The sequence below is a fragment of the Vicinamibacteria bacterium genome (genome assembly GCA_035570235.1).
Taxonomy (GTDB): domain Bacteria; phylum Acidobacteriota; class Vicinamibacteria; order Fen-336; family Fen-336; genus DATMML01.
Genome location: DATMML010000137.1, coordinates 63,759 through 84,187, shown reverse-complemented (window position 1 = coordinate 84,187; position 20,429 = coordinate 63,759). Strand labels below are relative to the sequence as shown.

At 70.2% G+C, this 20,429-nt stretch carries 18 protein-coding genes; 16 read left to right on the top strand and 2 right to left on the bottom strand.

The window, feature by feature from the left end; all coding sequences use genetic code 11:
* Position 1: 1 nt before the first annotated feature.
* Positions 2-1,111: an o-succinylbenzoate synthase gene (menC, locus tag VN461_23890; GenBank protein ID HXB57824.1), complete on the top strand. Its 1,110-nt coding sequence runs from the start codon at positions 2-4 to the stop codon at positions 1,109-1,111.
* 63 nt (positions 1,112-1,174) lie between these two features.
* Here the strand turns inward: menC and VN461_23885 are convergent, their stop codons facing one another.
* Positions 1,175-2,335: an amidohydrolase gene (locus VN461_23885; protein HXB57823.1), complete on the bottom strand. Its 1,161-nt coding sequence runs from the start codon at positions 2,333-2,335 to the stop codon at positions 1,175-1,177.
* Between the two features lie 32 nt (positions 2,336-2,367).
* Between VN461_23885 and VN461_23880 the strand changes: the two genes are divergently transcribed.
* From VN461_23880 to VN461_23850, 7 genes are all read left to right on the top strand, one after another.
* Entirely contained in the window at positions 2,368-2,700 is a 333-nt protein-coding gene (locus VN461_23880; protein ID HXB57822.1) for a hypothetical protein, read from the top strand.
* 2 nt (positions 2,701-2,702) lie between these two features.
* Positions 2,703-4,550, top strand: coding sequence for an asparagine synthase (glutamine-hydrolyzing) (asnB, locus tag VN461_23875; protein HXB57821.1), 1,848 nt, complete (start codon positions 2,703-2,705; stop codon positions 4,548-4,550).
* A 115-nt stretch (positions 4,551-4,665) separates the two neighbouring features.
* The gene (locus tag VN461_23870) at positions 4,666-5,202 is read left to right on the top strand and encodes a TlpA disulfide reductase family protein (GenBank protein ID HXB57820.1); all 537 of its coding nucleotides are present in this window, start codon (positions 4,666-4,668) and stop codon (positions 5,200-5,202) included.
* 101 nt (positions 5,203-5,303) lie between these two features.
* Complete coding sequence (locus VN461_23865) at positions 5,304-5,693, top strand: hypothetical protein (protein ID HXB57819.1); 390 nt, start codon at positions 5,304-5,306, stop codon at positions 5,691-5,693.
* A 178-nt stretch (positions 5,694-5,871) separates the two neighbouring features.
* The gene (locus VN461_23860) at positions 5,872-6,441 is read left to right on the top strand and encodes a HEAT repeat domain-containing protein (GenBank protein HXB57818.1); all 570 of its coding nucleotides are present in this window, start codon (positions 5,872-5,874) and stop codon (positions 6,439-6,441) included.
* Between the two features lie 118 nt (positions 6,442-6,559).
* Positions 6,560-7,627, top strand: coding sequence for a DUF6600 domain-containing protein (locus VN461_23855; protein ID HXB57817.1), 1,068 nt, complete (start codon positions 6,560-6,562; stop codon positions 7,625-7,627).
* A gap of 130 nt (positions 7,628-7,757) precedes the next feature.
* Positions 7,758-10,451: a protein kinase gene (locus VN461_23850; protein HXB57816.1), complete on the top strand. Its 2,694-nt coding sequence runs from the start codon at positions 7,758-7,760 to the stop codon at positions 10,449-10,451.
* A gap of 31 nt (positions 10,452-10,482) precedes the next feature.
* Here the strand turns inward: VN461_23850 and VN461_23845 are convergent, their stop codons facing one another.
* Positions 10,483-11,790 (bottom strand): folylpolyglutamate synthase/dihydrofolate synthase family protein, encoded by a 1,308-nt coding sequence (locus VN461_23845; GenBank protein HXB57815.1) that lies wholly within the window; start codon positions 11,788-11,790, stop codon positions 10,483-10,485.
* A 90-nt stretch (positions 11,791-11,880) separates the two neighbouring features.
* Between VN461_23845 and mraZ the strand changes: the two genes are divergently transcribed.
* The 8 genes from mraZ (at position 11,881) to mraY (ending at position 20,416) form a co-directional block, all read left to right on the top strand.
* Positions 11,881-12,408, top strand: coding sequence for a division/cell wall cluster transcriptional repressor MraZ (mraZ, locus tag VN461_23840; GenBank protein ID HXB57814.1), 528 nt, complete (start codon positions 11,881-11,883; stop codon positions 12,406-12,408).
* A gap of 172 nt (positions 12,409-12,580) precedes the next feature.
* Positions 12,581-13,021, top strand: coding sequence for a division/cell wall cluster transcriptional repressor MraZ (locus VN461_23835; protein HXB57813.1), 441 nt, complete (start codon positions 12,581-12,583; stop codon positions 13,019-13,021).
* A gap of 4 nt (positions 13,022-13,025) precedes the next feature.
* A complete protein-coding gene (gene rsmH, locus VN461_23830; GenBank protein ID HXB57812.1) occupies positions 13,026-13,901 on the top strand; it encodes a 16S rRNA (cytosine(1402)-N(4))-methyltransferase RsmH in 876 nt (291 codons plus the stop codon).
* Positions 13,898-14,407 carry a cell division protein FtsL gene (locus VN461_23825; protein ID HXB57811.1) on the top strand — a complete coding sequence of 170 codons (510 nt, stop codon included), beginning with the start codon at positions 13,898-13,900 and terminating at the stop codon, positions 14,405-14,407. The genes rsmH and VN461_23825 overlap by 4 nt, the downstream gene beginning before the upstream one ends.
* Positions 14,408-14,413: 6 nt before the next feature.
* Positions 14,414-16,450, top strand: a complete 2,037-nt coding sequence (locus VN461_23820) for a penicillin-binding transpeptidase domain-containing protein (GenBank protein ID HXB57810.1) — start codon at positions 14,414-14,416, stop codon at positions 16,448-16,450.
* Positions 16,447-17,922 (top strand): UDP-N-acetylmuramoyl-L-alanyl-D-glutamate--2,6-diaminopimelate ligase, encoded by a 1,476-nt coding sequence (locus VN461_23815; protein HXB57809.1) that lies wholly within the window; start codon positions 16,447-16,449, stop codon positions 17,920-17,922. The genes VN461_23820 and VN461_23815 overlap by 4 nt, the downstream gene beginning before the upstream one ends.
* Positions 17,919-19,325: a UDP-N-acetylmuramoyl-tripeptide--D-alanyl-D-alanine ligase gene (gene murF, locus VN461_23810; protein ID HXB57808.1), complete on the top strand. Its 1,407-nt coding sequence runs from the start codon at positions 17,919-17,921 to the stop codon at positions 19,323-19,325. The genes VN461_23815 and murF overlap by 4 nt, the downstream gene beginning before the upstream one ends.
* Positions 19,325-20,416: a phospho-N-acetylmuramoyl-pentapeptide-transferase gene (gene mraY, locus VN461_23805; protein ID HXB57807.1), complete on the top strand. Its 1,092-nt coding sequence runs from the start codon at positions 19,325-19,327 to the stop codon at positions 20,414-20,416. Before murF ends, mraY begins: the two co-directional genes overlap by 1 nt.
* Positions 20,417-20,429 lie beyond the last annotated feature (13 nt).

Here is a 20,429-nt window from a genome sequence, read left to right as displayed (position 1 = left end):
CGTGAGGCTGGAGCGGGTCGAGGTCCGGGGGCTGAGCCTGCCCCTTCGCCACCCCTTCGAAACCTCCTTCACCCGCACCACGGCCAAGAACTTCCTCCTCGTCTCCGTCTCCGCCCAGGGCGTGACCGGTTACGGGGAGTGCGTGGCGGATGTCGACCCCTTCTACTTGCCCGAGACCAACACCACCGTCCTCCACATCCTGCGCGACTTCCTGGCCCCCCTTGCCTTCACCCTCGAGATCGGGCACCCCCGCGAGCTGCCCGCGGCCTTCGCCCGCGTGCGCGGGCACGAGATGGCCAAGGCCGCCCTGGAGATGGCGGTCTGGGAGCTGTGGGCCCGACGCGAGGGCGCGCCCCTTCACCGGCTCTTGGGCGGCCGCGGCGGCACCATCGCCGCCGGCGTCTCCGTGGGCCTGCAGAAGGACATTCCCACCCTCCTCGACCGCGTGGAGGCGGAGGTCGCGGCCGGCTACCGCCGGATCAAGATCAAGATCAAGCCCGGCCGCGACCGCGAGCTCGTCGGCGCCCTACGCGCGCGTTTCCCGGAAATCCCCCTCATGGTGGACGCCAACAGCGCCTACACATTGGACGACGTGGCCCTCTTCCGCGAGCTGGACGAGCACCGCCTCCTGATGGTGGAGCAGCCCTTGGCCTGGAACGACATCCTGGATCATGCCGCCCTCCAGCGGCAGATCTGGACCCCCGTCTGCCTGGACGAGTCGATCCGCTCCGCGGACGACGCCCGCCACGCGCTCGATTTCGGGGCCTGCCGCATCATTAATATCAAGGTGGGGCGGGTGGGGGGCTTCGCGGCCGCCCTCGCCATCCACGATCTCTGCTCGGCGCGGGGGATGCCGGTCTGGTGCGGAGGAATGCTGGAGTCCGGGATTGGGCGCCTCGCCAACGTCCACCTCCAGACCCTCCCCGGCTTCACGCTCCCCGGCGACACCTCCGCGAGCGCCCGCTATTTCGAAGAGGATCTCATCGATCCCCCGGTCACGGTCGCCCCCGACGGCACCATCGCCGTTCCTGAGGGCCCCGGCATTGGACACGCCGTCCTCTGGGCCCGGGTCGAGAAAGCGACGACTTTCAAGGAGGAGTGGAGGCCGTGACCATCGCAGGCCGCCCCGCATCCCGCCTTTCGCCCCTGTCCTTGATCTGGGCCCGGAGGCCGGTCAGGCCCTGAGGGCCTCCTCCGCCGCCCGCAGCAGGAACTCGCAGCCGATGGCAAGGGCATCCTCGTCGAAGTCGAAGCGGGGGCTGTGGTGGGGTTGGTCCAGCCCCTTCTCGGGGTTGGCGGAGCCGACGAAGACGAAGCAGCCAGGGGCGTGCGCGAAGTAGACGGCCATGTCCTCCCCCCCCATGGTGGGCTCGGGCTCGACCACGCCCGCCTCCCCCACCACCCGCAGTGCCGCCCGCCGGGCGATCTCCGCTGCCCGGGGGTCGTTCACCACCGCGGGGTTGCCGGCCTTGACCTCCACCTCGGCCCGACAGTTCAGGCCCTCGGCAATCCCGCCCGCGATGCGCCGGATCCGGTCCGGCAGAGAGCGTCTCAGGTCGGCATCGAAGGTCCGAATCGTGCCCAGAAGCGTGACCTCGTCGGGGATCACGTTGAACGCCTGGCCGCCATGGATGGAGCCCAGCGTGACCACCACCGACCGCAGGGGCGAGACCTCGCGGGACACGATCGTTTGCAAGGCGGTGACCACGTGGGCCGCGGCCACCACCGGATCCGCCGACCGTTGAGGCTGGCCGCCGTGCCCGCCTCGGCCATGGATCACGATCTTGAGGCGGTCCACGGCGGCCATAAGGGCCCCCGGCTTTACGCCCAGGGTGCCCACGGGCAGCTCGTTCCAGAGGTGGACCCCAAGCACAAGGTCGACGCCCGCGAGCACGCCATCCGCGACCACGGCCTGCGCCCCCCCCTCCCCCTCCTCCGCGGGCTGGAAGAGCACGCGCACCGACCCTTGGGCTTGGCGCCGGCCCAAGATGCGCGCCGCCGCCGCCCCCATCGCGGTGTGGCCGTCGTGGCCGCAGGCGTGCATGACGCCGGGCGTCAGCGACGCGTAGGGGGCGCCGCTCTGTTCCTGGATGGGCAGAGCGTCGAGGTCCACGCGCAGGAGGACGGTCCGCCCCCGTCCCCCCTCCGGGGTGGCCAGAAGACCGGTGCCCCCGACCCCCCGGCGCACCACGAGCCCGCTTCCCTCCAGGAACGCCGCCACCCGGTCCCCGGTCCGGGTCTCCGCGTAGGCCAACTCAGGATGCTGGTGAAGGTCGCGGCGGAGGGCGATCATTTCCGCGCGTAGGGCGAGCACCTCGGGGGAGAGATCGAGCATACCGAATTCTAAGCTTACAATCGTCGGCGGAAATGAAGGAAGGCACGCCGCTGATCATCGCCGGAGCGGCGGCAGCCGTGAAGCCCACGACCCAGGTGATTTGCGGGTCGTGCCTGCGGCGGCTCCGGGATGATTGGGACTGGGCTAAGGCGGCAAGCTACCTCGCGCCGGCGTCCCTGTCCGACCCTGGGCGCTATCCGGCCGCCGCCTCGCTCGGTGTGGGGCGAGCGGTCGGCCACGGGATCGGGGGGACGCGGCACGACGACGGCATTCTCGTGCTGTTCAACTCCGCGGATCGAGCGACCCGACTCGAGGAATGCGGCTCCCGTTGCCGCGGGCGGCACCCCCGCCCGCAGGCGGCTTGAGCGTGTGCGGCATCGCAGGGATCATCGACTTCGAGGAGCGCCCGATTGCTGCCGATCGGCTTGAGGCCATGGCCCGGGCGCTGCGGCACCGCGGTCCCGACGACGGGGCGTTCTACTTCGGGTCCGGCCCGGGCGTTAGCGTAGGCCTCGCCCATCGGCGTCTGTCGATCATCGATCTCTCCTCGGCCGGCCGCCAACCCATGGGCAGCGAGGATGACTCCCTGCAGGTCGTGGCGAACGGGGAGATCTATAACTTCAAGGAGCTCCGAGCGGATCTGGAACGCCGCCACGCCTTCCGGTCCCGGTCTGACGTGGAGGTCATCCTCCATCTCTACGAAGAGCAGGGCGACGACTGCGTGCGCGCACTGGACGGGATGTTTGCCTTCGCGCTCTGGGATTCCCGTGGAGGACGCCTTCTGCTCGCCCGGGACCGGCTAGGAAAAAAACCGCTGTACTACGCCGAGCATCAAGGGCGTTTCGCATTCGCCTCCGAGGTCAGCGCGCTCATGGAAGGCCTGCGGCCACCCTCGGAGGTCGACGTTGAGCGGATCGGGGAATATCTGACCTTCGGGTTTGCCGCCGCCCCTAACACGCTCCTCCGCGGCGTATACCGGCTTCTCCCCGGGGCCGTGATGACGATCGACTCCAAAGGCAGCTCCGCGCAAAAGTCATACTGGTCCCTGCCCGTCGCGGACGTGGTCTCCATCTCCCCCGCGGAGGCAAAGCTCCAAGTGCGCAGGCGGCTGGAAGAAGCGGTCCGGAAACGCCTGGTCGCCGACGTTCCGGTGGGAGCGATGCTCAGCGGGGGGCTGGACTCCTCCGTGGTGGTCGCCCTCATGGCTCGTCTCAGCGGCGCGCGCGTGCGGACCTTTACCGTGGGGTTCGAAGGACCGCCCGGCTCGTCGGAGCTCGAAAACGCCCGCCTCGTCGCGGACGCACTGGGGACGGACCACAAGGAGCTCCTCCTCGGCCCTCCGCCCCCGGCCACCGTAGACGCCGCCCTCGCCCACTACGGCGAGCCCTTTGCGGACGCCACCGCCCTTCCCCTTTATCTCTTGGCCCGCCTCGTTCGTGAGGATTGCCCGGTCGCTCTTACCGGCGAGGGAGGAGACGAGATCTTCGGAGGTTACGCGCGGTTTTCCCGGGCACTTGCCACTCGCCGCCCAGGCTTCCTCGGACGCGTGGCGCGGGCCTTCGCGCCCCGCTTGTGGGCCGGCCGGCTGCAGCGAGCGTTGTTTCGCTTCGCCCGCTCACCGGCCGAGGCGCTGCTCGCCTCCAGCGCCGTCTTCGATGTGGACTTCGTGCCGGTCCTGGTCCGGCGCGACCTCCGCTTCCACCGCCGGTCGATCGTCGCGGCCTACGAGGCCCGCCTCCTCCGCCACGCCGGCTCCGGTGTGCTGCGTTCCTTGCTCGCCGTCAATCTGGAGACCTATCTCGCCGATGACCTTCTCCCGAAGACGGACTTCATGACCATGGCTCATGCCGTTGAGGCGCGGTGCCCCTTTCTGGACCGGGCCCTGGTTGAATACGTGTGGACCCTGCCCGACGACCTGAAGGTCCAGGCGGCGGACCAGAAGCGGATCCTGCGCGACCTTGCCGCAGATCTGCTGCCGGCGGCCGTCGGGCGTTGGCCCAAGCAGGGCTTCAGCGTTCCCCTAGGCCACTGGTTCCGGACCGGGTGGCGGAGGCTGGCGGAAGAATCCCTGGTCGAGTCTTCGACGCTCTACCGGTACCTCGAACGCGGAGTGGTGCACAAGCTATGGCGGCGTCATCTGGCCGGTCAAGACTGGGGGCCTCAGATCTGGGCTCTGGTTGTCCTGGAACGATGGCTGGCCCGGAGGCAAGCTTGACCGCTGTCCGTGCGGGCAGGCACCTCTTCCGGACCGTGTCGCGAAGGGCGCGGGGCGAGCACCTCGGGGGAGGCGCGGGGCATACCGGGTTCCAGGCCTACAATCGTCGGCGGAGATGAAAGAAGGCGCTCGGCTCGTCCTGGTGGGGGCGGCGGTGGTGGCCGTGGCTTTTGGCTACGTCCACCTTCTGGAAAACAAGGGCTACGCGCTCAAGCCCGGCACGCTCGCTCCTCCCTTCAAGCTGGCCGCGCTCTCGGGAGGGGAGGTGGACCTTGGCTCCCTCAAGGGGCGGCTCCTGGTCGTGAACTTCTGGGCCACCTGGTGCCCACCCTGCGTGCAAGAGATGCCCTCCCTGGAGCGCCTCCACCGCGCGCTCGCAGGAGAGGGGCTGGTGGTGCTCGGGATCTCCGTCGACGAGGACGAGACGGCGTTGCGGCGCTTCGTGTCCGAGCACGGCCTCACCTTCCCCGTCCTGCGTGACCCCGGGGGGACGGTGGCCAAGGGTTTCTACCACGCAACCGGCTACCCCGAGACGTTCGTGATCGACCGGGAGGGGTTCGTGCGCGCGCACTACGTGGGCCCCGCGGAGTGGTCCACTCCCGAGGCCATCGATCACTTCCGCGGCCTGCTGAGGCCGGCGGCCGCGAGCTAGCGGTCGCGGTCCTAAAAGGGCCCGAGACCGGGAAAAAGGGCCAACGCGGGTGTACTATCTTGGATGGTGCACCCTAGCCGGGAGACTGACCCCTGAACCGAGTGGTCGCTCGCTACCAGGACGGTCGCGTTCTCAAGGGAGTTACCAACGACTTCCTTCCCGCCAAGGACCGCTTCCACGTCGTGCCCCTGGAGAGCCCTCCTGGCAGCAAGCCCCTCGAGGTTCTCATCGCCGACCTCAAGGCCGTGTTCTTCGTGAGGGATTTCGCCGGGAATCCCCAACACAAGGAGAGCGCGGACTTCGACCCCGGAAAGGCGGCGGGGGGGCGCAAGATCCGGGTGGTTTTTAAAGACGGCGAGACCATGGTGGGCACGACCCAAGGGTATCAGCCGGGAAGGCCTGGCTTCTTCGTGGTTCCGGCGGATGCCAAATCGAACAACGAGCGCTGTTTCGTGGTGTCCGTGGCCACGCGCGAAGTCGCATTTCTCTAGGGGCGGCGGGTTCACCGCACCGCCCCGGGATCGGGCGGCCGCGGCGGCCGGCCTCCCGGGCCGACCGGCTGGGGGGAGGGCCCACGGACGTCTTGCCCCGGGTGGTCACCCCGGGGAGCGGGTTCTGGATCGGGAGCGCTGATCCATGGCGCCGGTTGGAACCTCGACCTCGACGGCGATGAGAAGGGCTCGGCTCGCGGTTCTCCTTCCCACGGCTGTGCTCCTGTGCGCGGGCCATGCCCTGGGCGCAGCTCGGCCCTCCGTCGATCAACTGATCCAGAGGCTCAAGGACCCCGCGGCCCGGGTCCGGGTCGCGGCCGCGGACGACCTCGGGAGCCTGGGGCCGGCGGCGAGGTCGGCCGTCCCCGCCCTGACCCAGGCGCTCTCGGACGAGAGCCAGTTTGTGCAGATCTCGGCCGCGCGCGCCCTCGGTCAAGTCGGCCCCGCCGCGGCGAGCGCCGTGCCCGGCCTGGTCGAGACGCTAAAGGATCGGCACACGGCCGTCCGCGAGACCAGCGCGCTCGCTCTGGGGAGCCTGGGCCCCGCGGCCCAGGAGGCGATTCCGGCCCTAGCCGAGGCGCTCACGGATAGGATCGCCATCGTCCGCAAGGCGGCGGCACGGTCGCTTGGGGCCATGGGCCCCGCGGCCAAGGCCGGGATCCCCGCCTTAACGGACGCGCTCCGGGACAAGGACCCGTCCGTCCGCACCTCCGCGAACCAAGCCCTGAAGAAGATTCAGGCCCGGTGAGCCAGACCGCGAAAGACTGCCGATGTCTGACAACTGGCTCGAGGCCCCGCCCGGGGTCGGAGTCCCGACTCGGTGTGGTCTCGTCTAATATTCTAATATGAGGATTAGGAGGCGTCTGGTGAAACGAATCAAGGTTCCCCTCATGATCCTGGCCGTGGCCTCGTCGTTTGCGTGCGCCACCCTGGACTACCCTCCGCCTCCGCCAGGCCCTCCCGAACAGTGGGGTGGGTCCGTCGATGTCTCATACTTCTACGATCAGCTCTCTCCCTACGGCGATTGGGTGGAGACCTCCTCCTACGGCTGGGTCTGGAGCCCGCGCGGGATGGCGGCGGAGTGGCGCCCCTACACGCTCGGCCACTGGGTCTACACCGACGATGACGGGTGGCTCTGGGTCTCGGACGAAGAGTGGGGTTGGGCCGCTTATCACTATGGTCGGTGGTACAACGACTCCGGTCGCTGGTCCTGGGTGCCGGGCCGCGATTGGGCCCCGGCCTGGGTCGCCTGGAGGACGGGGGGCGGGTACATCGGCTGGGCACCGCTGCCTCCCCAGGCCTCCTTCCGGGCGGAGGTCGGTCTCGCGATCGCGGCCGCGGCCCTCGACACCCTACTCGAGCCCCGCGCCTACTGCTTCGTGGAGGAGAGGCACTTCACCGAGGAGCGCATCGTGAGCCGTGTGGTCCCCATCCAGCAGAACGTGACCATCGTGAATTCGACTCGGAACACCACGAACTACAACATCGTCCAGACCCGGATCGTGAACCGCAGCGTCGCGGTAGAGAACGTGGAGCGCGCCGTCGGGCACGCCATTCCTCGAGCCCGAAGCGTGGGAGTTACGTCCCTTTCCGCCCCGCACCGGGCCCAGGTCCAAGGGAACGAGGTCAGGGTCTTCCGCCCCGCGGTCCAGCCCGCCCCCGCGGATAGGAAGCCGGTCTCGGCCCTCGCCCGGGTGTCCGGCTCCGGTGCCGAGGCGGAGCGGGCGACGATCGAGCAAAAGCACGCTCAGGAGAAGGCCGCCCTCGAGGCTCGACACACGAAAGAGATCCAAAATCCTCCGAAGGGCGTCTCTATGGACCAGGTCAAGGCCCGTCACGAGAGCGAACACCAGGCCCAGAACCAGAAGCATCAACAGGAGACCCAACGGGTCGTCTCCCGTCAGGAGAGCCAGTCCCAAAAGAAGCCTCGCTGAAGAGCGAGCCCTCCCCCCGTGAGGACCGGGGTCTCCCGGCCCTCCGTCCAGGTCAGCGGCTCTGGCCGCGCGACCCGCGCCGTTATGGCACGAATCGTGTACGCTCATAGCAGACGGGGGGGTTTGCGCCGTGGGTGACCGAAACGAGGACAGGGCTGTCCGCGAGCCGACCGCCGAGCTTCAGGGCCGGGTCGGGAAATACGACATCGTCAAGTTCCTAGGCAAGGGAGCGATGGGCGCGGTCTACCACGCCCATGACTCCTTCCTCGAGCGCGACGTGGCCCTGAAGGTCATGCTTCCCCAGATCGCCGACGACCCTGAGCACAAGCTCCGCTTCGAGCGCGAGGCCCGGGCGGTGGCGCGGATGATGCACCCCAACGTGGTCACGGTGTTCGATCTCGGCTACCACACCGACGGCTCCCCCTACATCGTCATGGAGCTGCTGAAGGGTCATGACCTGCTGAACGTCATGCGCCAGAGGCCGCAGCCCTCCCTGTCCGCGAAGATCTCCATCATCCTTCAGGTGCTGGAGGGCCTGGGCCACGCCCACAAGGTCGGGATCGTGCACCGGGACATCAAGCCCGCCAACATCTTCCTCAAAGAGGATGGCACGGCGAAGATCATGGACTTCGGCGTGGCCCGCGTCACCTCCACGAGCATGACCAGCACCGGCGTGGTCGTGGGCACCGCGAACTATATGTCCCCGGAGCAAGTGCTCGGGGGTCGTCTGGACGGGAGGAGCGACATTTTCAGCGTCGGCTGCATGCTCTGCGAGCTCGTGACCGGACGCCGACCGTTCGACGCCGAGAACATCATGTCCACCCTCTATCGGATCGCCCACGACAAACCGGAGCTCGCGATCCCGGCCGGCTCCGAGCACGAGGGGCTGCGGCCCATCCTCGCGAAGGCCCTGTCCCGTAACGCGGAGGAGCGATACACCGCAGCCGAGTTCGCGGTGGCCCTCCGGCTTTTTCAGGGGAGCCACGGGCTCACGTCCGCGGCCGCCCCGGCGGAAACGGTTTCCCTGCCTCCCTTGTTCGATGCTCCCGACATGCCCGCGGCCACCAGCAACCTGGGCGGGCCACTCCTCCAGACCCCCCCTACGATCTCCCTGACCAAGGAGGCGTCGCGTCCCCCCGACGTGAGCGGCCTCTTCCGCCTCATGCGCGAGATCTATGTGGGCTCCAAATCGGGCCACCTTCATTTCGCCCACGACCGGGGCCGCGAGCGGCGCAGCCTTCGGATCGTGAAGGGGCAGATCGTCCACGGGACGAGCGACGTGGAGGGCGAACACTTGGGGGACGTGCTCGTCCGCTACGGCCTCTTGAGCCAGGCCAACCTGGACCGGGCTATTGCCATCGTGCTCCGCGAGCGGAAGCGGCTGGGGGCCGTGCTTTCCGACCTTGGGCTGCTGGAACGCGGGCGGCTCGAAGAGGCGGTCGGAATGCATGTGCGCGAGATCCTCTTCAACGTTCTCAGCCGTGCGGATGGCACCCAGGCCTTCGAGGAGCTCTCCGACAGCGCGGTGGAGGCGGAGCTCGTGTCGCAGCTCTCTACGGGCGAGGTAATCCTGGAAGCCACGCGCAGGGTCCAGGATCCCGCCCTCGTGCGCCAGGGCCTGGGCGACATGAACCGGATCCTGATCCTCTCCCGCGACCCCCTCCTCCGCTCCCAGCGGATCACGCTCACCCCCACAGACGGGTTCATACTGTCCCGGATCGACGGAACCCTGAGTGCCCGCGAGGTGGTGAGCCTGATCCCCCTTCCTCCGGAGGACACCGAGCGGAGCCTCTTTGGCCTGGTCTGCACGGGGACCGTGGACTACCTCCCCACCGCTCCTCCTACCTCACCGGCCGCCCCCACGCGCACGCCGGCTCGCCGGGAGGGGGCGACCGGGCCCCCGACGCCCCCCCCCGCGGCCGCACGCCCGGCGGCGCCCATGGCCCCGCCCACACCGCCCCCCCCGACGGCCAAGACGCCGTCGGAAGAGGTGCGACGGGTTGAGGGGCGCCAGCCGGAAGAGATTCGGAAGATCGTCCTCGAGGTTTACGAGGGCCTCCGTCAGAAGGACTACTTCGAGGTGCTGGGGGTCTCGCGCACCGCGAACGAGACGCAGATCAGGGAGGCCTACGGCCAGTTCGCCCGACTCCTCCACCCGGACGCTTGCCGGGATCCTTCGCTCGCGGACATCCGGGAGAAACGCGAGGCCGTCTTCTTCCGCCTTTCCGAGGCGTATGAGACGCTGCGCGATCCCCTCACGCGCTCGAAATACGAAGCCGCTTTCGACGCCAGAAGGCCCCGTCTCGCGCCGGCCCCTCCGGCCCCGGTGGCTCCGGCCGCGGCGGCTCCGGCCCCGGCCGCTCCCTCCCCCCCGCCGCCTCCCCCGGCCCCGGATCCACCGCCGACCATCGACCCGGTCATGGAACTCGAAGCGTCAATGGATTCCATCCGTCAAGCGGAGCGGCTGCTGAAGGAAGAGAAGTTCTGGGACGCCATCCAACTGCTGGAGTCGGCGATTCGACGCGTGGAGGGGGCGCCCCGGGTGCGGGCCAAGGTGGCTCTCGCTCAGGCCTACATGAAGAACCCGAAGTGGCTGAAGCGGGCGGAGGAGGTTCTTCAGGGCGCGCTCCGCGAGAATCCCGCCTACGTGGACGCGTACGTGGTGCTGGGGAGCATCTATCGTGCGAGTGGCCTTGTGGGCCGCGCGGCCGCGACCTACCGGAAGGCGCTCGAGCTACACCCCGGGCACCCGAAGGCCGTGCAGGCGCTGGCGTCGCTCGAGGGCCCGGGCGGACAGAAGGGGCGTCTCTCCAAGAAGGCTTGAGGGCGCCCGCGACCCGTTCGACCACCCGAGCCTAGCCTGGCCGCGCACGGCGTTCCTTCTTCAGGATCGCGATCACCTCGCCCAGGAGAAACAGGCTGCCCGCCACCACCACGGGTGCCCCCCGCGTGGCCAGGCCCCGGGCGAGGTCGAGGGCGCGGCCGGGCACGGCCTCCCGGTGCGCGCGCGCCCCCCACGCCCCCGCCCGCCGCGCGATCTCCTCCGGGCTCGCCGCCCTCCCCCCCCGGGGCTGGGTCAGGACCACCGCCCGCGCGAGGGGAAACAGGATGCGCGCCAGCTCGGCTACGTCCTTGTCCGCCATCACGCCGAAGAGGAGGACGAAGGGGCGCCGGGTCCGGAGATACTCGGCCAGGGCCCGCCCCCCGGCCGGGTTGTGGGCGCCGTCGAGCAGCAGGGGGGGGCGACCGGGTATCCACTCCAGGCGTCCCCGCCAGCGCGTGCGTGAGATCCCCGCGCCCAGGCGGGACAGGTCCAGGGGAAGACCCGCCGCCTGGGCCTCCTCCAGGAGACGGATCGCCACCAGCAGGTTGTCGCGCTGATGGGCTCCGGGCAACGGCCGCAGGCCGCGATATTGGCCCCGGGGAGTGCGCAGGTCGAGGCGCTCGCCCCGCGTCGCCATCACGCAACCCGCCCGCGCATCCACGAGACGAGCACGAAGCGCGCGGGCCCGGCGAAGCACCGCCCCTCGGGCTTGGGGAGGGAGGGGGCCCAGGACGGTGACGCGGCCGCGCCGCAAGACGCCCGCCTTCTCTCCCGCGATGGCGGCGAGCGTCGTCCCTAGGTAAGCCTGGTGGTCGAGGTCGACGTTCACGATGGCGGAGGCGAGAGGCGCCGCGACGTTGGTGGCGTCGAGGCGTCCTCCCATCCCGACCTCCAGCACCGCGACTTCCACGCGCGAGCGGCGGAAATGCTCGAAGGCGGCGGCGGTGAGGACTTCAAAATGGGTGGGGTGGGCGGCGATCACGCGGTCCCGCACCAGGGCCTCGGCCGTCTCCCGGACGCGCCCCACGGCCATCTCCAGGTCCCGGTCCGAGATCTCCCGCCCTCCCACGACGATCCGCTCGTTCACGCGCACGAGGTGCGGTGAGGTGTAGCGTCCCACCTGAAGCCCGGAGGCCCGGAGGGCGAAGTCGGAATAAGCCGCCACCGAACCCTTTCCGTTGGTCCCCGCGATGAGCAGCGTGGGGTAGCGCCGCTCGGGGTGGCCCATGGCCCTGACGAGGGCGCGGATGGTGTCCAAGCCGAACTTGATGCCGAAGCGGGTCCGCGCCGCGAGGTAAGCGGCAGCTCCGGGGGGCGTTTGAGAGGAGCGTCGTGGCATGGGTCGGAGACGGGCCGCGAATGATAGCAAGAACCTGCGAAGCGGTTCCCGGGGGCGGGCGGGAGAGAATGTGGAAAAGTGGAAGAAAGTGTGGAATACTCTCAGACTCCTGTGTTCAAAGGGACTTATCGCCACAAGATGGATCCGAAGGGGAGACTGCCCGTCCCCGCTCCCTTCCGCCGGGTGCTCGCCGCTCAAGGGGCCGCCGTCGTGGTGGTCACGCTCCTCGACGAATGCCTGGCCGCCTACCCCCCGGCCGAGTGGGCACGCCTCGAGGTGCAGCTCGGGGCCCTGCCCGCCTTCAGCCGTCCCGTCAAGGCCCTGACCCGCCTCCTGACCAGTCGGGCCGCGGACTGCGAGCTCGACGGGCAGGGACGGATCCTGCTGCCCCCCACGCTGCGCGTGGCCACGGGCCTCCTGCGCGAAGTGGTCGTGGTGGGTGTCCTGAACCGATTCGAGGTGTGGAGGCCCGACGCTTGGGCCTCGTTCCTGAAGGACTCGGAGCGGCTGCTCGACGACGTGTCCCTCGACCTGCAGTGGCCGCTGCCTCCCGCGCCCCCTACCCCTGGGGAGGGGCCCTCCCGGCCGACGCATCCACAGGGGAAACCCAACCGCTAGTTCATTTTCGCCTTGACAGGCCCCTGTCCGGGATCTAGACTCCTGGTGGATTTTTGTGGAAGGAAGTGGTCGAACTGCCCCCGTTTGGGCAGGCCGGCGACCTTTCGAGATAGGTGTCGTCCCCCGTGCGGTTCGCGGGGCGGCGTGACACTTCAAACGCGCGTGGGGGGAGATGCTCCGGGGTAATCATCCGGCACGCATCGACGACAAGGGCCGCCTCAAGGTGCCGAACGGCTTCCGCACGCTCGTGGAGTCGCAGTACGGGCCCGAGCTGTTCGTGACCAGCGTGACCGGGGAGTACGTGCGGCTGTATCCGATGGCGGTCTGGCTGGAGATCGAGCGGAAGCTGGCCGCGGTTCCCTCCACCAATCCCTCGAAGCTTCGCTTCCTGGACCGCGTCAACTACTTCGGTCAGGTCGTGGCCCTGGACAAGCAGGGTCGCGTGCTCCTGCCCCAGCTCCTGCGCGAGTCCGCGGCCATGGTGGGCGAGGTGAGCGTGCTCGGGGCGCACACTTACATGGAAGTATGGAACCAGAAGCGCCTCCTGGAGCGCTTCAAGAAGGAGCCCTTCACCGACGACGACGGGAAGGCCCTTTCGGAGTTCGGGATCTGATGTGGTGGACCATCGGCCGGTCCTCCTGGCCGAGAGCCTGGAGCTGCTGGCCGTGAGGCGGGGAGGCCTCTACGTGGACGGGACGGTGGGCCTGGGCGGACACGCGGTCGAGCTTCTGCGGCGGAGCGCGCCCGACGGGCGCCTCCTCGGCGTCGACCACGATGGGGAGACCCTGGAGAGGGCGCGCGCCGCCCTCCTGCCGTTCGCCTCGCGCGCGCGCCTCGTGCACACGGACTACCGCGAGATCCCCACCCTCCTCGGCGGCGAGAGGGCGGCCGGCATCCTCCTCGACCTCGGGATCAGCTCCGCGCAGCTCGACGCGCCGGAGCGGGGGTTCAGCTTCCAAGCTGCGGGGCCCCTCGACATGCGCATGGATCGGAGCCGGGGGGAGACGGCGGCGGAGGTGGTGAACCGGATGCCCGAGCGCGAGCTGGCGGACCTCATCTACCGCTACGGGGAGGAGCCCGCATCGCGGCGGATCGCCCGCGCCATCGTGGAGGCGCGCCGCGTTTCCCGCATCGCGACCACCACCGCCCTGGCCGAGATCGTGCGCCGCTCCGCGGGCCGGAGCCGCCGGCCCGGCCTCCACCCCGCCACCCGCACCTTCCAGGCCCTCCGCATCCGTGTGAACCGCGAGCTCGAGGCCCTCGGCTCGACCCTCGAGGCGCTGGCTTCTTGTCTCGCCCCCGGGGGGCGGATGGTCGTGATCGCCTTCCACAGCCTGGAGGATCGTGAGGTCAAGGTGACCTTTCGGGCCCTCCTCACCCAGGGCTTTAACGCCCTGACCCGGCGACCCCTCCGCCCGAGCGCGGAGGAGGTCCGCGACAACCCACGGGCCCGCAGCGCCCGGCTGCGCGCCATCGAGCGGGCGGCGGCGTGAGGGACGAGGGCCTGGACAGCGGCGTGGTCCTCATCGGCAAGGCCATCGACAACTCGCAGGTGGTGCGACAGGTGGACCCCCGCGCCAGCCGGGACATCGGCTGGCTGCTCCTGCTCGTGGGCGTCCTGGTGGGCGGCCTCGTGCTCTACGCCTGGCCCGCGCTGAAGCTCAAGCAAGCGGGGGTCGCCGCCGAGCAGTCCTCGCGGGAGCGCGAGCGCCTCCTCGAGGAGAACCGCAAACTGCGCCTGGAAAAGGCGGCCCTCGAGAACCTCCGGCGCGTGGAGACGATCGCGGTCCGCGATCTCGGCCTCGCCCCTCCCCCTCCCGAGCGGTCCATCGTGGTCGAGACCGCGCGGCCGGTGGCGGGGGCGGCGCGGGTCGCGGGGGGCAAGGGGACGGGGCCGAGCGAGACCGCCCTCCCCCCCGAAGCCGCAACCCGCGAGCGCGGCCCGCGCCCGCCCGTGCCCTCTCCGGGGCGTGGTCCGGAGCGGGCGGAGCCGAACTAGGAGCCCATGGATCGCCCCCTGGCGCCGCCTGAACCCGGGCCCGCCCCCTCGCGGGAGCGACTGACCCGGCTGCGCCTCATGCTCCTGGCCCTCTCCGTCTCCTTGTGGGCGGTCGTGATCGGCGTGCGCCTCTTCCACCTCCAGGTCCTGCAACGGCGGGTCTTCGAGAAACAGAGCGCCCGCCAGAGCGAGCGCACCATCAACCTCGACCCCCGCCGGGGCCCCATCCTGGACCGCAACGGCAAGACCCTGGCCGTGTCCGTCGACGCGGAGTCGCTCTACGCCGTCCCCCAGGACATCGCCGATCTTGGCCAGACCGCCTCCGCCCTCGCCCGCGCGTTCGGCATGGACGCGGCCGGCCGCAAGGACCTGACCCTCCAGCTCCAGCGCAACCGGGCCTTCATCTGGGTCAAGCGCAAGGTGGACCCCACGACCGCGCGCTCCGTGCGCGAGCTGCAGCTGGACGGCATCGGCTTCCTGACCGAGAACCGCCGCTACTACCCCAAGCGCGAGCTGGCCAGCCAGGTCCTCGGCTACGTGGGCCTCGACAACACGGGGATGAGCGGCATCGAGTACGCCTTCGAGGACGTGATCCGGGGCCGCGCGGCCAAGGTGGTGGTCCACACCGACGCCCGCCGCCGGCCGGTGGGGGAGACGGAGAAGCCGTCCACGGACGGGGCCACCGTGACCCTCACCCTCGACGAGTCCATCCAGTATGCGGCGGAGCGGGAGCTGGACCGGGCCATGGCCGAGACCCAGGCCCTCTCGGGGGTGGTGATCGTGCTCGAGCCCTTCGCGGGGGAGATCCTGGCCCTCGCCAACCGTCCCACCTTCAACCCCAACCGCTTCGCCGCCTATCCCAGCTCGCACTGGCGGAACCGGGCGGTGGCCGATGCCTACGAGCCCGGCAGCATGTTCAAGATCGTCACCGCCGCCGCCGGCATCCAGGAGAAGGTGGTGGAGCCGGACGAGATCCTGGACTGCGGCAACGGCTCGATCGAGATCGCGGGGACGCGCATCAACGACCATGCGGTCTTCGACAAGCTGAGCTTCAAGGACGCGGTGGCCAAGTCCAGCGACATCGGCATGATCCGTGTGGCGCAGCGGGTGGGGCGGGAGAACTTCAACCGCTACCTCAGGGACTTCGGCTTCGGGACCACGACGGGGGTGGATCTGCCCGGGGAGTCGAGCGGGCTCCTCCGCCCCCCTTCGAAGTGGAGCGCGATCTCACTCGCCTCCCTCTCCTTCGGCCAGGAGGTGGGGGTGACCGCCCTGCAAATGGCCATGGCGGCGGGGGCGGTGGCCAACGGGGGTTACCTCATGAGGCCGCTGGTGGTGCGCCAGGTGGAGGACAGCGCGGGACGCCCGCTCAAGGTGTTCAAGCCGGTGGCGGTGCGCCGGGTCTTGGAGCCCGACAGCGTCTTCACCCTGACCGAGATCCTGAAGGCGGTGGTCCGGGAGGGGACGGGCCGGAACGCGGCCGTGCCCGGCTACCAGGTGGCGGGGAAGACGGGCACGGCCCAGAAGGTGGAGGCCTCCGGCCACTACTCGATGCAGGACCACGTGGCCTCGTTCGTAGGCTTCGTTCCCGCCGCCCGGCCCGCCCTCGTGATCCTGGTCTCGCTCGACTCCCCGCGGGGGACCAAGAACCAGGGGGGCGACGTGGCCGCTCCCGTGTTCGCGCGCGTGGCCGAGCAGGCCCTGCGCCACCTGGCCGTCCCCCCGGACGACGCCAACCGGGTCCTGCACGCCCTGGCCTATCCCCGGGAGGACGTGGTCCCCGTCGCTTACCGGACGGAGCCTGCTCCCGGCCCGCGCGCCGAGGGCGAGCCCGGGCTCATGCCGGACCTGCGTGGCCGGTCGGCGCGCGAGGCCGCCATCGCCGCCGCCCGGCGGGGCCTGATCGTGGAGCTCAAGGGCTCGGGACGGGTGGTGGGCCAGAGCCCGGAGCCGGGCACGGAGATTGAAGCTGGCTATACGTGTGTGCTTACGCTCCGACGGGATGGCGACCCGAGCGAGGGGCCGGCCAAGGTGCGGCCGTGACCCTCGGTGACCTCCTCCTTCGGCTGCCGGGGGCCGAGTACCACGGGGACCCTCGCCTGGTCGTGACGGGGGTCACCCACGATTCGCGCCGGGTCGGGCCGGGGTCCCTGTTCGTGGCCATCCACGGGATGGTCACGGACGGCAACGCGTTTGTGGAGGCCGCGCGCAAGAAGGGAGCCCTGGCCGTCGTTTCCGAAGCCCCGCCCATCCCCGGGGGGCCCTGGATCCGGGTGGCAGACGCCCGGGTGGCCCTGGCCGCGCTGGCGGCGGCGGTCTTCGGGGATCCCGCCCAGCAACTGGACCTGGTGGGAGTTACGGGCACCAACGGAAAGACCACCACCACCTACCTGATCGACGCCGCCCTGCGGGCGGCGGGGGAGACGGTGGGGCTTCTGGGCACGATCGAGTACCGGCTCGGGTCCCGCCAGGTCGAGGCCTCGCGGACCACCCCCGAGTCCTCGGACCTGCAAGCCCTGTTCCGGGAGATCGTGGAGGCGGGCTGCCGCCGCGCCGTGCTCGAGGTGTCCTCCCATTCCCTGGCCTTGCACCGCGTGGACGGCTGCCCCTTCAAGGTGGCCGTGTTCACCAACCTCACCCGCGACCACCTGGACTTCCACGGCGACATGGAACGCTACTTCGCGGCCAAGCGCCTCCTCTTCGACACGCTGCTGCGGGAGGACGGACACGCCATCCTGAACGCCGACGACGACCGCGGCGCGGACCTGGCCCGGGTGGCCAGGGGGCGGGTCTGGACCTATTCCCTATCCCGCCCCGCCGACCTCCGCGCGGAGGGGATAACCCTCTCCCTAGCCGGGACCCGGTTCCGGGCCAAGACCCCGGTGGGCGTCCTGGAGGTGGGCTCGCCCCTGCTCGGACGCTTCAACGTGCAGAACCTGCTGGCCGCCCTAGGGGCTGCCCTTGCCCTGGGCCTGCCCGCGGAGGCCGCCCTCCGCGGCTTCGCCTCCCTCCCCGGAGTCCCCGGCCGGCTGGAGCGCGTCGACGCCGGCCAGGATTTCACCGTGATCGTCGACTACGCCCACACCGACGACGCCCTCAAGAACCTGCTGGAGACGGTGCGCGAGCTTTCCCCCCGGCGCCTCATCACTGTCTTCGGCTGCGGCGGGGACCGGGACCGCACCAAGCGCCCCCTCATGGGGGCGGTGGCGGCGCGTCTCTCCGACGTCGTGATCGTGACCTCCGACAACCCGCGCAGCGAGCCCCCGGAGGCCATCGTCGAAGAGATCAAGCGCGGGATGCCGGCGGGGCGGGGGGCCGCCACCCACACCATCGTGGACCGGCGGGAGGCCATCGCCAAGGCCCTGGAGATGGGCCGCGAGGGGTCGGCGGTGGTGATCGCGGGCAAAGGCCACGAGGGCTACCAGGTCCTGCGTGACCGCACCGTGCCTTTCGACGACCGGCAGGTGGCCCGCGACATGCTGAACCGGCTGGCCGTCCGCGGCGGCAAGAAATGAGGCATGTCCTGAGCGTCCCGGCCACGTTCGCGATCGAGGAGGCGGCGGAGGCGGTCCGCGGCGAGGTCCGGGGCCGGGCGGGGGTCTCTTTCAGCGGCGTCTCCATCGACTCCCGCACCCTCGCCCGGGGAGAGCTCTTCTTCGCCATAGCCGGCCCCCGCTTCGACGGCCACGCGTTCCTGGCCGAGGCGGCGGGGCGGGGGGCGGCGGCGGCGGTGGTGGAGCGGACGGTGGAGGCTCCGGGCGGGCTCACCCTGCTGCGCGTGGCGGACACCACCCGCGCCCTCTCCGATCTGGCCTCTCACGTGCGCCGGCTCGCCGACCTGCCGGTCGTGGCCATCACCGGCTCCATGGGAAAGACCACCACCAAGGACATGACGGCCGCCCTCCTCGCCACCGCCGGCCCCGTCCTCAAGACGGAGGGCAACCTGAACAACCAGTTCGGCCTGCCCCTGACCCTCTTCCGCCTTCGCCCCGAGCACACCGCGGCCGTGCTCGAGCTCGGGATGTCGGCCAAGGGCGAGCTCAAGGCGCTCTCCCTCGTCGCGCGTCCCGACATCGCGGTCCTCACCAACGTGGCCCCCGTCCACCTCGAGTTCTTCGCCTCCGTCGACGAGATCGCCCGGGCCAAGGCCGAGGTCTTCGCGGGCCTGGTCCCGGGAGGGCTCGCGGTCCTGAACGGCGACGATCCGCGGGTGCGCCGGGCGGGCGAGGAGTGGGGCGGGCGCGTGGTCTGGTTTGGCCGCGACCCCCGCCACCACGTGTTCGCCGAAAACGCGCGCGCCAGCGCGTTCGGGATGCGCTTCGACCTCAAGGTGGGGGGCCAGACGGTGGACGTGGCCCTCCCCTTGGCCGGCTTCCACTCCGTCATGAACTTCCTGGCCGCGGCCGCGGTGGCCCACGCCCGCGGGATCGAGCCCCAGGCCCTGGCCGCGGCGGCCACGCATCTTGTCGCCGCCCCGCACCGCGGGGAGATCCGCCGCCTCGCGGGCGGGATCACCCTGCTGGATGACTCCTACAACTCGAACCCGGAGGCGCTCGCGGCCGCCGCTCAGGCCATGGCCTCGGCGGGGGGCGGCCGGCGGGTCTTCATCCTGGGCGACATGCGGGAGCTCGGTCCGCGGGGCCCCGAGTTCCACCGCGAGGCGGGCGAGCGGCTGGCGGAGAGGACGGAGGTCCTGGCCGCGGTGGGGCCCCTCGCCCTCCACTTCCTGGAGGGTGCGAAACGGGGGGGGATGGCACCGAGTGCCCTCCACGCCTTCCCGGACGCGGCCGCTGCCGCGGCCGCCGTCCCTGAGCTCGTGCGGCCCGGGGACGCGGTGCTCGTGAAGGGCTCGCGCGGCGTCTCCCTGGAGTCGGTGGTGGAGGCTCTCCTGGCCCGCTACGGAGAGGTCCGTGAGTAATGCTCTTCCACCTCCTCTACGCCTTCCGCCACCAGGTCACGGCCCTGAACGTGATCCGCTACATCACCTTCCGCACCGCGGTGGCCAGCCTGACCGCGCTCTTCCTGGTCCTCGCCCTCGGGCCGTGGGCGATCGAGCGCCTGCGGCGGCTGCAGGTCGGACAGCCCATCCGGGAGGAGGGGCCGCAGGCCCACAAGGCCAAGGCCGGCACCCCCACCATGGGCGGCGTCCTCATCCTGTCCGGCATCCTCGTGCCCAGCCTCCTCTGGGGCGACCTCACCAACCGCAACATCTGGATCCTGGTCCTGTCCACGCTCGCCTTCGGGGCCATCGGCTTTTGGGACGACTACGTCAAAGTCGTGAAGAAGCAGAGCCTGGGCCTCTCCCCTCGCCGCAAGCTCCATGGGCAGATCGCGGTCGGCCTGGTCTTGGGGGTCGTGCTCTTCGTGCTCGCGCGCGTGGATCCCACCTCGTACTCGACGCGAGTGGTCTTCCCCTTCTTCAAGACCGTGATGCCCGACCTCTCCGCCTTCTACATCCTCTTTGCGGTGCTCGTGGTGGTGGCGGCCAGCAACTGCGTGAACCTCACGGACGGGCTGGACGGCCTAGCCATCGGCTCCACCCTGATCGCGGCCGCCGCCTTCACCGTCCTCGCCTATGTGACCGGCCACCGCGTGTTCTCGAGCTATCTCGACCTCCTCTACCAGCCGGGAGCGGGGGAGGTGACCGTCTTCTGCGGGGCCATGGTGGGGGCCTCCATGGGCTTCCTCTGGTGGAACTGCTATCCCGCCCAGGTCTTCATGGGCGACGTGGGCAGCCTCTCCCTGGGCGGGGCCCTGGGCACGGTGGCCATCCTGATCAAGCAGGAGCTCCTGCTCTTCTCGGTGGGCGGGCTCTTCGTCATCGAGGGTCTCTCCGTGATCCTGCAGGTGGCCTCCTTCAAGCTGGTGGGAAAGCGCATCTTCCGCATGTCGCCCCTGCACCACCACTTCGAGCTCGTGGGCTGGAAGGAGCCCCAGATCGTCATCCGGTTCTGGATCGCCGCTTTCGTCTTCGCCCTCTTCAGTCTCACCACGCTCAAGCTGAGGTGAATTGAATGAGAAG

Coding starts and splice junctions, on each gene's coding strand:
- VN461_23835 (HXB57813.1), top strand. CDS start 12,581: ATGCTCCGGGGTAATCATCCGGCACGCATCGACGACAAGGGCCGCCTC.
- VN461_23870 (HXB57820.1), top strand. CDS start 4,666: ATGAAAGAAGGCGCTCGGCTCGTCCTGGTGGGGGCGGCGGTGGTGGCC.
- VN461_23820 (HXB57810.1), top strand. CDS start 14,414: ATGGATCGCCCCCTGGCGCCGCCTGAACCCGGGCCCGCCCCCTCGCGG.
- VN461_23860 (HXB57818.1), top strand. CDS start 5,872: ATGAGAAGGGCTCGGCTCGCGGTTCTCCTTCCCACGGCTGTGCTCCTG.
- VN461_23845 (HXB57815.1), bottom strand. CDS start 11,790: ATGCCACGACGCTCCTCTCAAACGCCCCCCGGAGCTGCCGCTTACCTC.
- mraY (HXB57807.1), top strand. CDS start 19,325: ATGCTCTTCCACCTCCTCTACGCCTTCCGCCACCAGGTCACGGCCCTG.
- VN461_23885 (HXB57823.1), bottom strand. CDS start 2,335: ATGCTCGATCTCTCCCCCGAGGTGCTCGCCCTACGCGCGGAAATGATC.
- murF (HXB57808.1), top strand. CDS start 17,919: ATGAGGCATGTCCTGAGCGTCCCGGCCACGTTCGCGATCGAGGAGGCG.
- VN461_23880 (HXB57822.1), top strand. CDS start 2,368: ATGAAGGAAGGCACGCCGCTGATCATCGCCGGAGCGGCGGCAGCCGTG.